This window comes from Ammoniphilus resinae (assembly GCF_017873965.1).
Lineage (GTDB): Bacteria > Bacillota > Bacilli > Aneurinibacillales > RAOX-1 > Ammoniphilus_A > Ammoniphilus_A resinae.
The window spans coordinates 551,630-566,235 of the sequence record NZ_JAGGKT010000001.1 but is presented as its reverse complement, the minus strand read 5'-3'; the positions used below and the strand labels follow the sequence as shown (position 1 = coordinate 566,235).

The 14,606-nt window shown below is 43.0% G+C and carries 14 protein-coding genes, 3 tRNA genes and 1 pseudogene; 9 read left to right on the top strand and 9 right to left on the bottom strand.

Annotation, left to right across the window (positions count from 1 at the left end):
* Positions 1-5: 5 nt before the first annotated feature.
* The 4 genes from J2Z37_RS02720 to J2Z37_RS02705 form a co-directional block, all read right to left on the bottom strand.
* On the bottom strand, positions 6-1,226 hold the full coding sequence (locus J2Z37_RS02720; protein ID WP_209808624.1) for a Ger(x)C family spore germination protein: 1,221 nt from the start codon (positions 1,224-1,226) through the stop codon (positions 6-8).
* Positions 1,204-2,316, bottom strand: a complete 1,113-nt coding sequence (locus tag J2Z37_RS02715) for a GerAB/ArcD/ProY family transporter (protein ID WP_209808622.1) — start codon at positions 2,314-2,316, stop codon at positions 1,204-1,206. Before J2Z37_RS02715 ends, J2Z37_RS02720 begins: the two co-directional genes overlap by 23 nt.
* Positions 2,300-3,946: a spore germination protein gene (locus tag J2Z37_RS02710; protein WP_209808620.1), complete on the bottom strand. Its 1,647-nt coding sequence runs from the start codon at positions 3,944-3,946 to the stop codon at positions 2,300-2,302. The genes J2Z37_RS02715 and J2Z37_RS02710 overlap by 17 nt, the downstream gene beginning before the upstream one ends.
* A 76-nt stretch (positions 3,947-4,022) precedes the next feature.
* Positions 4,023-4,226 carry a DUF1450 domain-containing protein gene (locus J2Z37_RS02705; protein ID WP_342453778.1) on the bottom strand — a complete coding sequence of 68 codons (204 nt, stop codon included), beginning with the start codon at positions 4,224-4,226 and terminating at the stop codon, positions 4,023-4,025.
* Positions 4,227-4,473: 247 nt separating this feature from the next.
* Here J2Z37_RS02705 and hppD point away from each other — a divergent pair, with 247 nt between their 5' ends.
* The 8 genes from hppD to J2Z37_RS02665 all read left to right on the top strand — a co-directional run bounded on the left by hppD (position 4,474) and on the right by J2Z37_RS02665 (position 12,259).
* Positions 4,474-5,574: a 4-hydroxyphenylpyruvate dioxygenase gene (gene hppD, locus J2Z37_RS02700; protein ID WP_209808616.1), complete on the top strand. Its 1,101-nt coding sequence runs from the start codon at positions 4,474-4,476 to the stop codon at positions 5,572-5,574.
* A gap of 1 nt (position 5,575) precedes the next feature.
* A complete protein-coding gene (locus J2Z37_RS02695) occupies positions 5,576-6,517 on the top strand; it encodes a hypothetical protein (protein WP_209808614.1) in 942 nt (313 codons plus the stop codon).
* Between the two features lie 18 nt (positions 6,518-6,535).
* Complete coding sequence (fahA, locus tag J2Z37_RS02690; protein WP_209808612.1) at positions 6,536-7,798, top strand: fumarylacetoacetase; 1,263 nt, start codon at positions 6,536-6,538, stop codon at positions 7,796-7,798.
* A 23-nt stretch (positions 7,799-7,821) separates the two neighbouring features.
* Positions 7,822-8,973, top strand: a complete 1,152-nt coding sequence (locus J2Z37_RS02685; protein ID WP_209808610.1) for a homogentisate 1,2-dioxygenase — start codon at positions 7,822-7,824, stop codon at positions 8,971-8,973.
* Positions 8,974-9,180: 207 nt separating this feature from the next.
* Positions 9,181-10,113: an aldo/keto reductase gene (locus J2Z37_RS02680; protein WP_209808609.1), complete on the top strand. Its 933-nt coding sequence runs from the start codon at positions 9,181-9,183 to the stop codon at positions 10,111-10,113.
* 262 nt (positions 10,114-10,375) lie between these two features.
* On the top strand, positions 10,376-11,026 hold the full coding sequence (locus J2Z37_RS02675) for an endonuclease III domain-containing protein (RefSeq protein ID WP_209808607.1): 651 nt from the start codon (positions 10,376-10,378) through the stop codon (positions 11,024-11,026).
* Between the two features lie 42 nt (positions 11,027-11,068).
* Positions 11,069-11,251: a hypothetical protein gene (locus tag J2Z37_RS02670; RefSeq protein ID WP_209808605.1), complete on the top strand. Its 183-nt coding sequence runs from the start codon at positions 11,069-11,071 to the stop codon at positions 11,249-11,251.
* A gap of 618 nt (positions 11,252-11,869) precedes the next feature.
* The gene (locus J2Z37_RS02665) at positions 11,870-12,259 is read left to right on the top strand and encodes a hypothetical protein (RefSeq protein WP_245203493.1); all 390 of its coding nucleotides are present in this window, start codon (positions 11,870-11,872) and stop codon (positions 12,257-12,259) included.
* A gap of 71 nt (positions 12,260-12,330) precedes the next feature.
* On the opposite strand, the gene J2Z37_RS02660 is transcribed toward J2Z37_RS02665, so the two are convergent.
* From J2Z37_RS02660 to J2Z37_RS02650, 3 genes are all read right to left on the bottom strand, one after another.
* Positions 12,331-12,407: transfer RNA gene (locus J2Z37_RS02660), tRNA-Pro, on the bottom strand.
* A 131-nt stretch (positions 12,408-12,538) separates the two neighbouring features.
* Positions 12,539-12,614 (bottom strand) — tRNA-Met (locus J2Z37_RS02655).
* A 6-nt stretch (positions 12,615-12,620) separates the two neighbouring features.
* Positions 12,621-12,695 (bottom strand) — tRNA-Asn (locus J2Z37_RS02650).
* 149 nt (positions 12,696-12,844) lie between these two features.
* Between J2Z37_RS02650 and J2Z37_RS02645 the strand changes: the two genes are divergently transcribed.
* The gene (locus J2Z37_RS02645) at positions 12,845-13,693 is read left to right on the top strand and encodes an alpha/beta hydrolase family protein (protein WP_245203492.1); all 849 of its coding nucleotides are present in this window, start codon (positions 12,845-12,847) and stop codon (positions 13,691-13,693) included.
* Between the two features lie 67 nt (positions 13,694-13,760).
* Here the strand turns inward: J2Z37_RS02645 and J2Z37_RS02640 are convergent, their stop codons facing one another.
* Both J2Z37_RS02640 and J2Z37_RS02635 read right to left on the bottom strand, forming a co-directional pair.
* A complete protein-coding gene (locus tag J2Z37_RS02640; RefSeq protein WP_209808601.1) occupies positions 13,761-13,904 on the bottom strand; it encodes a hypothetical protein in 144 nt (47 codons plus the stop codon).
* A 297-nt stretch (positions 13,905-14,201) separates the two neighbouring features.
* Positions 14,202-14,498, bottom strand: a pseudogene (locus J2Z37_RS02635) (arsenate reductase family protein); the annotation flags it as partial.
* Positions 14,499-14,606 lie beyond the last annotated feature (108 nt).

Genomic DNA, 14,606 nt, shown 5'->3' with positions numbered 1-14,606 from the left:
TTGGATCATTCAGCTTTCATTCCAACCCGGCGTATACTAATAGTTACCTCGGCTCTAACTGGAATCTCTTTATACGTTTCCTGCCATTTATCCATCGTTTTTATGGACTGGTTCCAGTAGGCGGAATGCTTCCCACGAACGATCTCTCCTATGCCCAAAATGTCTGAGCCCTGCTTTTGGGTTTTGTGTATTAATTCTTCAAAGGCTTTCCCAGCCTTTGTGCCAATTCTTTTTTCAATCTTAGCAATCGTCTTAGGGTCCTTCAAATTGAATTGGGCATTGCTTTTTTCCGCCAAATCTCCTTCTATATGAACCTTCACTTTCGCATGGGGAAGGCCGTTTTTAATTTCCACTTCTATTTTTGCGGTACGGTCAGAGGAAATGAAAAGTACTGCTCCAGACTCACCTGGAACGTCTGATAGAGCGGAATAACCTCCGGGGTTGATTCCTTTCATTGCCATGAAATGACCAATTTCCAATGGTGTTGTCGTCCCTACCATTTTATCCCCTCTAAAATAAGCCAATCCGGCAAGGAGAATTGACTTCTGTTCTTGGATCTCCACATATGGGAGATACGCCTCCTGACCTTTACTGGTAAGTGCTGACCAAAACACGCCGAGAAAGGCATTAGGCATCTTGCCTTGCTTGACCGCTCCATCTAAAACAGTAAGCAGGTAAAGTGCAGGAACACGTTCTAATTCTGGATTAAGTTTAATAATATCTGCTGCCTCTCCCTTAGAGATGACCATCCAGGCCGCTCTTCTTATTTCTGGATTTCGTCGAAAGGCATCGTTCATATTTTGCAATCCCTTTCTTGCCACCTTTTCATTTACAACAATCACGCGCAAATGCCCCAGAAACAATCGATCAGCCACTTCTTGCTGCAGATTATAGATAGCATCCTCCACCGTGTGGCCGACAACATCTAAGATCCAAACGGGTTTTTCACCCGATGCTCCTCCACCTTGAGCTGGTCCCAAAGGAATGCGGCCCGGCACTGCAATCTGAACCGTAAGACGAAGCATTCTTTTTTGTGATTGCGGAACCTCTCCACTAAGATGGCTTACATCCCTTTCCTCTTTAGCAGCCTCCGGTTTCACCTCGTCTATGGCAATCGCAAGTACGACGGCTCTTTCTTCAATTTCTAGGCGATCCCAGCAGCCAGTTAAAAAGGGAATAACGAGGAATACCCAGCTCAAAACCTTAACGATTCTTCCGAGCTGCATGACTCTTCCCCCTTTTCTTACGAATCAATGCAACCATCCATAAAATTGTAGGATAGACAACTGTGATGAGGAGTCCAAAACGGCCAACAATTTCAATTAATTTGTACATCTCTAAAACATTGTCTGGCAACATCGCTATAATAAAAACAAACGGCAGAAAAAAAAGGGAAAACATCCGATGGTTTCGTAACTGAAAAAGCTCGGTAGCAGCATGAATCATTAAAAAATAACTAGAAAATAAGGTGGTAAACACTGCGGTAACCCAAACAGCAAGAAAAGCTGCATCCAGCCTTTCTAATATATTTGCAGGCAATGACGTTGTCTTGGCTAATTCAAGTGTTGGCCACAGTAAAAGCTTGACTTCCTCGGCGCCAAACACAGCGAGGGTCGCTATAACAATGATTAAATATAGTCCACCGGCAATCGCCATCCCCCAGATACTTGCGGTCATTGCCCGATCAGGACGGCGCATGGCAGGAATAATCATCGTCAAAATAAAAAAACCCTGAAATAATGCTGCCACTGTGAGTACCCCTAGAAACATCCCATTTGGTTCATTCCCCCATATGGGCAGCAACCTGACCACTTCTGCGTTTTTCAAAGAAAGAATGACAATCAGGATGACTGGGGTCAGAATAAGCGGCGAATAAAAATGATGGATATAAGCAAATGTCGTAATATCATTGCGTGTTGTAATGACAGCTAACAGCAACATCACAATGACAGTGACTTCTAAAGGGGTTCGCCGCAATACAGAGGTTATGACGACTTCTCCGAATTCACGGGAAGTTAAAGCGGTTAGTACAGCAAAAAAAACAATAATAACGATACTTCCAAAACGTGCAATCGGCTTACCCAATATGACTTCACTATAGCGGATCAGGGATTGGCTGGGAAATCGCATGCCGAGTAACGTAATCATCACCAATCCAAAAAAAGCAAGGAGAATACCTAACAAAGTAATAAGCGGTGCACCTGTATCCCCGGCAAGAACAGCAATTCGAGGCAGGGCCAAGACACCTACGCCGATAATCGTGCTAATAAGTATGATTGCTGCCTGTAGTACCGTAATCTCACGTGGTGTCTCCATCCGGGGGATCCTCCTTACGATTTCCAACATTAATCGGATTTAGCGTATTACTTGGTGGCTGCTTTAATTTCTCTATCACAGCGTCCCCTATCCGTTCCCGATTTGCTGTATGCAAGGAAGCCGGCCGCTTCTTCATCCACCAAAGCGGAGCACGCATCACGATATCCTTCATTCCTTGATAGTTTCCTGGAACGACTGGACTCATGTAAGGGACACCGAAAGAACGTAGAGAAAGCATGTGATTAATGATAAGAATTATCCCAACCATGACTCCATACAGACCAAAAACCCCCGCCAAAAAAATAATCGGAAAACGCAAGAGGCGCAATGCCATTGCTGCGTTATAGGCAGGTGTAGCAAAGGAGCCAATCGTTGTTAGGGCGATGACCACTACCGTAATAGGGCTGACAAACCCTGCAGAAACAGCAGCCTGTCCAATGACGAGCACTCCTACAATGGATAGTGCACCCCCAACCTGTTGGGGCAGGCGGACGGTGGCTTCACGTAAGATTTCCATAGATACTTCCATCACAAATACTTCGACGACAGCTGGAAAAGGAACACCAGCCCTTCCCCCGGCTACTGCAACGGCAAATTGGGTTGGAATTAACTCAGGGTTAAAGGAAATAATGGCGACATAGAGCGATGAAGCAATCAGGGAAAAAAATAGGGAGACTAAACGTATTAGTCGAATCGCGCTCGCCATCAGAAATCTTTGCGCATAGTCTTCAGGTGTTTGATAAAATTGATGGAATACCGTTGGCACGATTAAAGCAAAAGGAGAACCGTCAGATAAAATTGCCACTCTGCCCTCAGCTAATTGGGCAACCGTCTTGTCTGGCCTTTCCGTATTCTGGATTTGGGGGAATGGCGACATATGGTTGTCTTCAATAAATTGCTCCAAATAGCCCACATCAAGGACCACGTCTATATCTATGGCCGAAATTCGATCTTTAACTTCCTCCACTAAATCAGGACTGGCGATTCCTTCAAGATAACAAATGGCCACCTTTGATTTGGTTACTCTACCTACCTCCATTGTCTTAACCCGCAGGTCTGCAGTTGGAAGACGATACCTTAGCAATGAAATATTCGTCCCTAACTGTTCAATGAATCCTTCACGTGGTCCACGAATTACCTGCTCAGTTCCAGGTTGATTAATCGCACGTTTGTCAACTTTTCTTGTCCCCACGACAAAACCATCATTCATTCCATCAATAAAAACAAGGGTTCCGCCACTAAGAATGGATCGGACAATTTTTGACAAATCACTCTCTAGTCGTAAATCACTATGATAGAGCGTCTCTTCTAGGATTATCTCCTGTAAGCGATTGGAATTCCAAGTTTCATCTCTATAAGACGTACTCATTAAAGGCTTTAATACATCCATATTAATCTGCGTATGATCTACCAAGCTTGAACAATAGACCATTGCCGCTGAAAATTCTTTGAACACCCGAAACCGCCGGACCACTATATCATCGTTGGCCCCAAGTAACTGTTGAAGAATGACTAATGTGTCCTCAAGATTTTTGTTTATCTTTTCGTTTTTATGCTTTTCCAAGAATTGTTGGGGAACATCGATGTTTCCTGTATTTTCGCGTTTATTCTTTCTTCTCCAAAAGAACATATTTTAACTCCTCAACCAGGGTGATATTATTACCCTATTTTTTACCAATGTCTTTTTTTTAAACAGGGGAGCGTTTTCACCCGTTCCCCCTTAATCGGTCCAATAGTTTTTCAAATGTAGTAACCGCTATAAATTCCCCCTCGTAAAGAACAAAGCCCTCGAGATAACACTGCCCGCAATTTCCTAAACAGTCTTCCTCCAGAATTGGAAAATGGAACTGAAGCTTTTTCTTCACCAGTTCTAACTCATCAAAATCGTTTGCCGTACAAAACTTAACCACACTTTTCAATACTCCCACCTCCTAAACCAACTTGGGTTACAATGCTAAATTTTTTAAATATATACATACCCGAAATTTCAAACTTAATCGCAGTACAGCGATTCTTCGTTTTTGCATTAGCACATGTTTTTGCATGTATTTGGCGTAAGTTTTATAATATTCATAATGATCTTTCATACAGTGGCAATCTGATTAATCAGTGTATACATTATCACACTATTAACTTTTATTTCAGGAGGTTACGAGTATGAGAAAACAACAACATGAAGGGGAATTTTTCCCTGTGCAGGATGTGGATTACATCCAATTCTATGTAGGAAATGCAAAGCAGACAGCGCATTATCTTTGCAAAGGATTCGGTTTTAAACTGGTGGCCTATTCCGGTTTGGAAACGGGGCAGCGGGATCGGGTTTCCTACGTATTGGAACAGAGGAAAATGCGATTTGTTGTCTCTGGTTCGCTTTCTGCCGATCATCCGATTGCTGAATTTGTAAAAAAACATGGGGATGGGGTAAAGGATATTGCCCTTCGCGTAGAAGATGTTGAGAAGGCTTACAAGGAAAGCGTCACTCGGGGAGCAATCCCTATTCAAGAGCCAAAGACCTATACTGATCAGGATGGAACTCTCAGAACAGCAGTGATCGGAACCTACGGTGATACCATCCATACCTTAGTGGAACGAAAAGATTATAAAGGCCTGTTTGTTCCTGGTTACCATCCAGCGGAATTCGCTATCCCTTATCAGGATACAGGGTTAATCGGGATTGACCATGTGGTCGGGAATGTAGAAAAGATGGAGGAATGGGTGGCCTATTACGAAAACGTAATGGGATTTAAGCAGATGACCCACTTCACAGATAAAGACATTACCACGGAATATTCAGCATTGATGTCCAAGGTGATGACGAATGGTGGAAGGATCAAATTCCCAATCAACGAACCGGCCGAAGGGAAGCGGAAATCGCAAATCCAGGAGTATCTGGAGTATTATAATGGTGCGGGTGTCCAGCATTTGGCCCTCTTAACCAACGATATTATTTCCACAGTGAAATCTCTCCATGCGAATGGCATTGATTTTCTCGATACCCCTGACAGCTACTATGACATGCTCGCTAATCGGGTGGGGCAAATCGATGAAGATATACAAAAACTTCGTGAACTTAAAATCCTTGTAGACCGCGATGATGAAGGGTATCTACTGCAAATCTTCACCAAACCAATTGTCGATCGACCGACCTTATTCATTGAGATTATCCAGCGAAAGGGTGCTCGCGGTTTTGGGGAAGGTAACTTCAAAGCACTGTTTGAATCCATTGAAAGAGAACAGGCAAGAAGAGGAAATTTGTAACATGACATCCGCAATCCACGCCTTCATGAACCAGATCGTTGATTATGCCGGTCTCTTCCCTCCTGCCAGCCTAACTCTCGAACCAGCCATTCATAACTATGCCTCTTACCTTTCCAGCCAAGATTCCTGGATGATTGGGCAGTTCATCTTACCTGCCACCAGGCTGAAAGAACTCGAAAACTATCTATCCTTGTTTCATTCGAATTTCCCCCTACATTGCACAGTCTTAGGAAAAAAAAGTGAGGAGAAATGGGCTTATTTAGAAGTTTTAAAGACTGACCTGGAACAAATTTTTTCAATGACCGACAGATACGGAGATTCGTTAAAGATAAATACCCTCGAACTCCCTTTGCCTGCTATCGTTCCTGATCGAGGGCTGCTTGAGATCATTCGTGTGAAGACGGGAAAGCTTCGTCTTCACACCTTTTGCGAAATGACTTTACCAATGGATGATCACTGGGAACAACATTTACACGAAATATTGGACCAGATTGGCGAATATCATGATCCGAAAGGATTGTTTTTTGGATTCAAACTGCGGACAGGTGGTGTAACGGCAAACGCTTTTCCGTCTCCGTTTCAGGTGGCAACAGCCCTTATCAGCTGCCGTGACCGAGGAATTCCAATGAAATTTACTGCAGGGCTACACCATTCCATTCGTATGTACCGTGATGAGGTCGCCACCCAAATGCATGGATTTGTGAATGTCTTTGCAGCTGGGATGCTGGCATGCAGACATAACCTGGATGTTAATGATACAGCACAGATTCTTAAGGATGAGAATCCTGTTCATTTTAACTTTACAGATGATGGATTGACTTGGAGAGATTTGGCCATCTCCGTTCCAGACATCGAGAGACTCCGTAAAACGATGTTTCGATCGTACGGAAGCTGCAGCTTCGACGAACCACGAGAAGACCTTCGGGCGCTCAAGATACTATAAAGACAGGGAGGATAAACAATGTTGCATTCCTTTATCGAGGTAAAACCTGAATCCCACTTCCCTATTCAAAATCTTCCTTACGGTGTATTCCGGCCACTTCGCGGCGGGTCTCCGCGGATTGGCGTTGCTATCGGGGAATATGTACTAGATCTATCTATCTTGGATGATGCCGGACATTTTCATTTAACTTCGGTTGCAGGAAAAAGGATTTTTCATCAGCCTTCCTTGAATTCGTTTATGGCCTTAGGTAGACCAGTGTGGCAAGAGGTACGGAAACAGCTTCAGCATTTGCTCTGGATAGAGGAGCCCACTCTGCGGGATCACCCAGAACTTCGCGCTGCCGCCTTCTTTAAACAAAAAGAGGTAGAGATACTGCTTCCTGCGAGAATTGGAGATTATACCGATTTCTACGCTTCCAAAGACCATGCGTCAAACGTAGGGGCAATGTTTCGTGGAAAAGATAATGCATTGATGCCTAACTGGACACATTTACCCGTGGGATATCACGGTCGCGCCAGTTCTATTGTGGTAAGCGGGACGGATGTGCGTAGGCCGACAGGGCAAACAAAGCCACCAACAATAAGCGAACCCATCTTTGGCCCCTGTCAGCAGCTTGATTATGAATTGGAAATAGGATGGTTGATTGGACCCGGAAATAACCAGGGGGAACCCATTTCCATTGAACATGCTGAAGACCATATTTTCGGGTTAGTGCTTGTCAATGATTGGAGTGCCCGCGATATTCAGGCCTGGGAATATCAACCACTGGGACCCTTTCTCTCGAAAAGCTTCGCGACCTCGATCTCTCCTTGGGTTGTACCGCTTGATGCCTTGGAACCCTTCCGAGTGAAGGGACCTAACCAAAATCCTGAGCCTCTTCCCTATCTTCAGCAATCCGCTTCTGCCTCATTCGACATTAACTTGGAAGTCTGTCTTGAAGGCGATGGAATGAATGCTAGAGAAAGAATATGCACCAGCAATTTCCGCTACCTCTATTGGAGCATGGCCCAACAAATCGCCCACCATACAGTCGGTGGTTGCAACCTTCGTCCCGGCGACTTATTGGCATCGGGAACAATTAGTGGGCCTGAAAAGGAATCCCGCGGTTGCTTGATGGAATTAACTTGGCGTGGTGCTGAACCGCTTCGCCTGCCTAATGGGCAGCAACGGGTCTGGTTGGAAGATGGGGATCAGTTAACAATCACTGGATGGTGCCAAGGGGACGGATATCGGGTTGGATTTGGTGAAGTCAGCGGCCGCGTACTACCAGCAATGAAATAATCTAGAAAGGGGGCTACAATACGATGCCATTTTATCGACAAATGGGGGAAATCCCTAAAAAGAGACATACGATTTTTCGCAAGCCCGATGGGTCTCTCTACCGCGAACAGGTAATGGGGACCAAAGGATTTTCCGGGATGCAATCCATCCTGTATCACCATCATCCACCGACTCAAATGATGAAATCCGAGTTGTTCGCCGATTGCCGAATTGAGTACGAAGAACAGGCCGACCTTTGTCATCGCCATCTACTTACAGGAAAATACACGGATACCTCCGATGCCATAGCTGGGAGACAGTACTTGCTTGGAAATGAAGACGTAGTGATCGGTGTCGTCAATCCAACAGAGAAAATGGATTACTTCTATCGAAATGGTGACGGGGATGAGCTGCTTTTCGTCCACCATGGAACGGGTAGAATCGAGACACTTTTCGGAACACTAACCTACCAACCTGGCGATTACGTTGTGATCCCGATCGGAACGATTTATCGTGTTTTACCTGATGCTGGCAGATCAAAGTTTTTGGTCATCGAAAGCACAAGCTGGATCACTACACCGAATCGCTATCGCAATCAACATGGACAATTGCTCGAACATAGCCCGTTTTGTGAACGGGATCTAAAAGCGCCAGAAGTATTGGAAACCCATTCCGAGGTTGGTGAATACGAAGTGAGAACCAAGTCTAGAGGCTATCTCCATTCGCACACCTACCCGTATCATCCCTTAGATGTGGTAGGGTGGGACGGTTACATTTTTCCCTATATCTTTAATATTGGCGATTTTGAACCGATTACTGGGAGGATTCACATGCCGCCCCCAATCCATCAGACTTTCGAGGCTCATAACTTTGTGGTCTGCTCCTTTGTACCGCGTCTGTTTGACTATCATCCCGAGGCCGTTCCCACACCCTATTATCACAGCAATGTAAACAGTGATGAGGTCCTCTATTATGTAGAAGGTAACTTCATGAGTCGCAAAGGGATTGGGGAAGAGTCAGTCACCCTTCATCCATCGGGAATACCCCACGGTCCCCATCCGGGAACAGTGGAAGCTAGCCTTGGTAAAAAAGAAACAAAAGAACTAGCAGTAATGATCGATACCTTCCGCCCCTTGAAGGTTGTAAAACAGGCGCAATACCTTGAAGATTCGAAGTATAAATATAGTTGGCGATAACTTATTGTGTTCATCCAATTAGAGAAAAGTCCCTTATCATCCGATGAAGGACTTTTTGATTGCTTTTCGACCGAAATTTGTCCTTCACACCAATGAAAGCCTTCTCCTGATCTCCTTGACAGATCAGCCAATATATGCGTGAATAATGTCAGACAGGCTGGAAAAAGGTAACAAACAATTTATTACATAGAAAGAGGGTTTTTTCACATGGCAAAACGGGTACAACTAGGAAAATCAGAGTTATATGTCAATCCTATTGGGTTAGGGACTAACGCAGTGGGCGGGCACAACATACATCCCGATTTAGATGAAGAAGCAGGAAGACAATTAGTTCGTACAGCGATTGAACATGGCATCAACTTCATTGATACAGCTTTTATGTACGGTCCCGGACGTTCGGAGGAACTGATTGGCGAAGTGGTAAAAGAAAGCGGAAACCGTTCGGAAATTATCATCGCAACGAAGGTATCTCCAAAATTTGTGGACAACAGTATTGTACATGATAACTCCCCGTCCTTTTTACGCGAAGAAGCGGAGAAATGTTTGAAAAGACTGCAGACTGATTATATTGATTTATTATATATCCACTTTCCAGATCAAGAGACTCCAAAAGCGGAAGCAGTTGGCGCTTTAAAGCAGTTAAAAGATGAAGGAAAAATTCGGGCGATCGGTGTTTCCAACTTTTCCATAGAACAATTAAAGGACGCAAACCAAGATGGATATGTGGATGTTTATCAAGGCGAGTACAACTTACTGAACCGAACGGTGGAAAATACTCTTTTCCCTTATGTCAGAGAACATCGAATTTCCTTTGTTCCTTATTTCCCACTAGCATCAGGATTGTTAACTGGAAAATATCATAAGGATACAGTAATAAGCGAGTCACGTGCGAAATCAAAATTCTTTAAAGGAGAGGCATACGAACAAAACCTGCAAAAGGTAAACAAGCTGCGTCAAATCGCCGTTGCAAAAGGAGCCGAGGTTTCGCATGTAGTTCTAGCTTGGTATTTGACAAGAGATGCAATCGATGCAATCATCCCGGGTGCAAAGCGGGCTGAACAGGTGCTAAATAATTTAAAGACTTTGGACGTTCATTTAAGTGAAGAAGAGATTAATGAGATAGATCGTATTTTTCTATAATAGGTAGAGGAAAAAGGACAGGGATGAGTAAATCCTCTAAATAAAACCTATTCTGAATCCGAAACGGAACGAATTAACCATATTAGGGCAAGCAGGTAGCCCCTGTCTTGCCCTTCATCCCCAGCTTAAATAACCCTGTACAATTGATATTCTTTTACGGATAGTAAGACGTTTAAGAATTCGCTGCGACGATTACCCATTTTCCATCTTTTATTTCAGCGTTAAACCAGTAGGTATACTTGGATGAAGTGGAGTTTAAAAAATGAAAAAGGACTACCAATTCATTTACAACATATTATTTAATCATTATGGTCCACAAAACTGGTGGCCTGCTGAATCCCCCTTTGAGATGATGATTGGAGCCATTCTAGTTCAAAATACCAACTGGAACAATGTAGAAAAGGCCCTTAACAATTTAAGCGAGTTCATGCATCCGGAAGAGATCGATCAATTACCTATTGAGAAGCTTGCTGGGTTAATTAGACCTAGCGGCTTTTATAAGTTAAAGGCTAAGCGGATCAAATCTTTTTTGACATGGTTTAAAACCTATAATTACGATATTGCATTGGTCAAGAAAGTGGATAAACACCTATTGCGCTTAGAGCTGTTGGACATTCATGGAATAGGAAGGGAAACGGCCGATGTCATATTGCTTTATGCCCTTGACACACCAATTTTTGTAGTTGACGCATATGCAAGAAGAATCTTTTATCGGCTGGGGTTTGATCTGCCTAATGCCTATGATTCATTTCGAAAGCAGATCGAAAAAGAATTACCAGAGGATCTGACGTTGTATAACGAATACCACGCACTTCTTGTCCAACATGCAAAAGATCATTGTAAAGCAAATCCGCTTTGTGATAGGTGTCCAATTTTGGATGTTTGTGAGCGAAGGGTGTCTAGATCAGTATAAAACTTGTTAAACGTGAAAACGTATTAAAAAGGAGGATTTGAAATGTCAAGAAAAAAGCAGGATACAAAGCATCCGCAAGGAAATCGCTTTAACCAGGATGACGTATACGGAGTATTAGGAAAGAAAATGGAAGTAGATTCAGATGTAAATGAAGATCCGAACAGAGAACGATTATTGGATGAAGCTTTCAATGATTTTGTAGGTCCATCGGATCGGAATAATTAAACCAAGCGGATCAAGGTTATCCGCTATCCACCTCAAGGAAATGCACCTTTTTTTGGCGGTTGCCGGATTCTGGGTATCCTATTCCTATTTGCCCAAAAACATAAAACCTGGATTCTCGACAGGCTCTTGTGTTCTTGGTCACACCCTGTCTCATAAACCTCGGATTCGTGACAGGCTCCGATGTTTTTGGGCCCAACCTGTCTCATAAACCTCGGATTCGCGACAGGCTCCGATGTTTTTGGGCCCAACCTGTCTCATAAACCTCGGATTCGTGACAGGCTCCGATGTTTTTGAGCCCAACTTGTCTCATAAACCTCGGATTCACGACAGGCTCCGATGTTTTTGGACCCAACCTGTCTCATAAACCCTATTTCCCGTGACCTTTCCCCCAATGAATGGTTTTCCGACCTAGTTTTTGTCCTTCATACCAGAGAGTCTATAATTTTCTGCCAAAAACCTTTTTCATTTATAATGAATCGACAGGCTCCCTTCGTTTCGCCAGCCTGACAATAATCATCCCGTAACTAAGGTTTTTTTATGAAAAATAGTAAATCCTAAAGACAATTAAAACTATACGAGGTCCATATGAGGGAAATAGCTGCTTTCTTTTCCATACTCATGCCTGGTGTTGGACAAATGTATAACGGGCAAGTTGTCAAAGGTGTTGTATTCATGTTAATTGAACACTTCGATAATTCTTTTGGCAAAATAAACGAGGCTATTCATTTAGATTTTAATGGCTTCCATCACCAAGCACTTGAAGTCCTTCAACATGATTTTGCTATGTTCTATCCTGGCTTTTATGTCTACGTCGTTTGGGATTCCTATTATCACGGGAAACCACATGGAAATAAAAAATCTGCTATTCTGTTTGTTATAGCAGGTTTCCTTGGAGAAATAGCAACCATTTTTTCCAGATATTTACCTATCCCTACTTTAACCATCGGTTTAACTATGCTTATACCCATGATTATTGCCATTATTATTTATAGAGAAAAAACAAAGTGATTAGTCGTCGATTTTTATACAAATAAAAAACCCCCGCCGCAACAACGAGAGTTCATTAGTTTAATATGTAATGGTCGGAACGACAGGATTTGAACCTGCGACCTCACCCACCCCAAGGGTGCGCGCTACCAGTCTGCGCCACGTCCCGTATAAATATGGGTTGCTTGCGAAAGTAAGCTGATTCGGCGTAGTGCGCAAGCACATTTTGGTTGCCCTCTTCGAGGACCACTCTATTGCTTGCGAAAGTAAGCTGGTTCGACGTAGTGCGCAAGCACATTTTGGTTGCGGGGACAGGACTTGAACCTGCGACCTTCGGGTTATGAGCCCGACGAGCTACCAACTGCTCCACCCCGCGATCATATGGCTCCTCAGGACGGACTCGAACCGCCAGCCTACCGGTTAACAGCCGGTTGCTCCACCATTGAGCTACTGAGGAATTAACTTCATTAGATAATTTACCATAAAATCAACAAAAATGCAACCATCCTCTTAATTTTACTGGGGCAAGTAACTAATTCAGTGTACAATATAAGTGCTGGGAGAATCATCTTTATAGTAATTTCATTGCAATGGAGGTGCTTTATATTGTCACAGTCAAATGTATTACATAATAGTTTTATTATTCCTTTAGAAGAAAACTTGTTTATTCGCGGGGATGTAGAGGTTGCTGTCGGAGGAGATAAAAAACCAGTAGTCATTCTTTGTCATGGCTTTAAAGGATTTAAGGACTGGGGCTTTTTCCCCCATACTTCAAATGTATTAGCGGAAAAAGGGTTTGCTGTCATCCGATTTAATTTTTCCTGTAGTGGTGTTAACAATACAGACTTTGATGAATTGGAGAAGTTCTCAATTAACACATATTCACGTGAACAGGCGGATTTGCAGGCGCTACTAAACACACTAACTACAACTACTGAACTTCCTTTTACTGAGCATATGGATCTTTCGCAAATCTTCCTTTTAGGGCACAGTCGTGGGGGCGGCGATAGCATTTTATTTGCAGCAGAATCTTCACAAATTAAAGGGGTCATTTCTTGGAATGGGATTTCCCAAGTAGATATCTTTGATCAATCACTAAAACAGCAGATCAAAAAAGCCGGGATCGGTTTTATAGAAAATAAACGCACGAAACAGCAGATGCCAATCCGTTCCATTGTTTTGGAAGATATCAAGCAAAATAAGGAGCGCTTTGATATTTTGTCGCATCTTCAACATTTACAGGTACCCGCTTTATTTATTCAAGGGGCAGAAGATGCTTCCCGTTTAATAGAAGGGTTCCACCAAATGGAGCGAACAGCTCCCAATCAAGTATTCGTCCAAATCGATGGGGCAAATCACACCTTTGGTGCGGTCCATCCTTTTAAAGGTACCACTCCTTTTCTAGAACAGGCTATAAATTACACTATCCATTTCTTACAGCAGCATACGAAATAGTCCGCCCGGCAATTGAAGAAAACAGAAAAAGCAGCCCTTCAACAGGACTGCTTTTTCCTTCACAACCTCACTCGATTGCGTCGAAATCGCTTTCCCCTAAAACATCGTCCGAATAGGTCACCGATATTTTATCCTGACAATCCCAACACTCGCTTCGGTTTCTTTCCATCAAAGCAAGCTCAGCGCCACAGCTTACACAAAAATCAGGCATCTTATCAATGACCTCCTTTTTAATATAATACTCCCCTTATAAAAGGATATGCAAAAACCGATTAAATAATCCATAAACATTGTTTCTAAACAAAACAAAAGATGAGAGAGGGAATAAATTTGCAATTTCAGTTTTGTGCTGAGGAGAAAATTCAGGGTATAAAGGCAGAAATTCTGTGCATTTTTATGCTGTACCTTATATTATTTTAATTGAACATGGTTGGTGAATAAAACTTTCGGCAAACAAAAAAGGAGCAGTGCTGAGATATTCAAGAAATTAGCATGCTCCTTCCTTTCATTATAGTGCATCCTTATATTTGTTCTCATCGTACCCAGCAATTACTTGATCTTCTGTAATAATCAAGGGGCGGCGGATTAATTTCGGTTCCTTTGCCATTTCATTTAATAATTCCTCTTCAGACAGGCCTTCTAGCTCCTCTCTACGCGCCTTATAAACAACACCTTTTTTATTTAGAATTTGCTCGAGTGGCGTCTTTTTGATCAGCTCTTTTAGTTCCTCCAAAGAAAAGTGGTCTTTCATATAACGCCGCTCTTCGTAAGCGATTTGATGTTCATCAAGCCAAGACTTGGCTTTGCGGCAACTTGTTCAAGATGGATATGTAGAAAAAACAATGGACATAAAAAATTCCTCCCTCTTTTTAGTAGGTTTGTGTACTACGTCGTTAGCCCCTTCTTTGGCAAA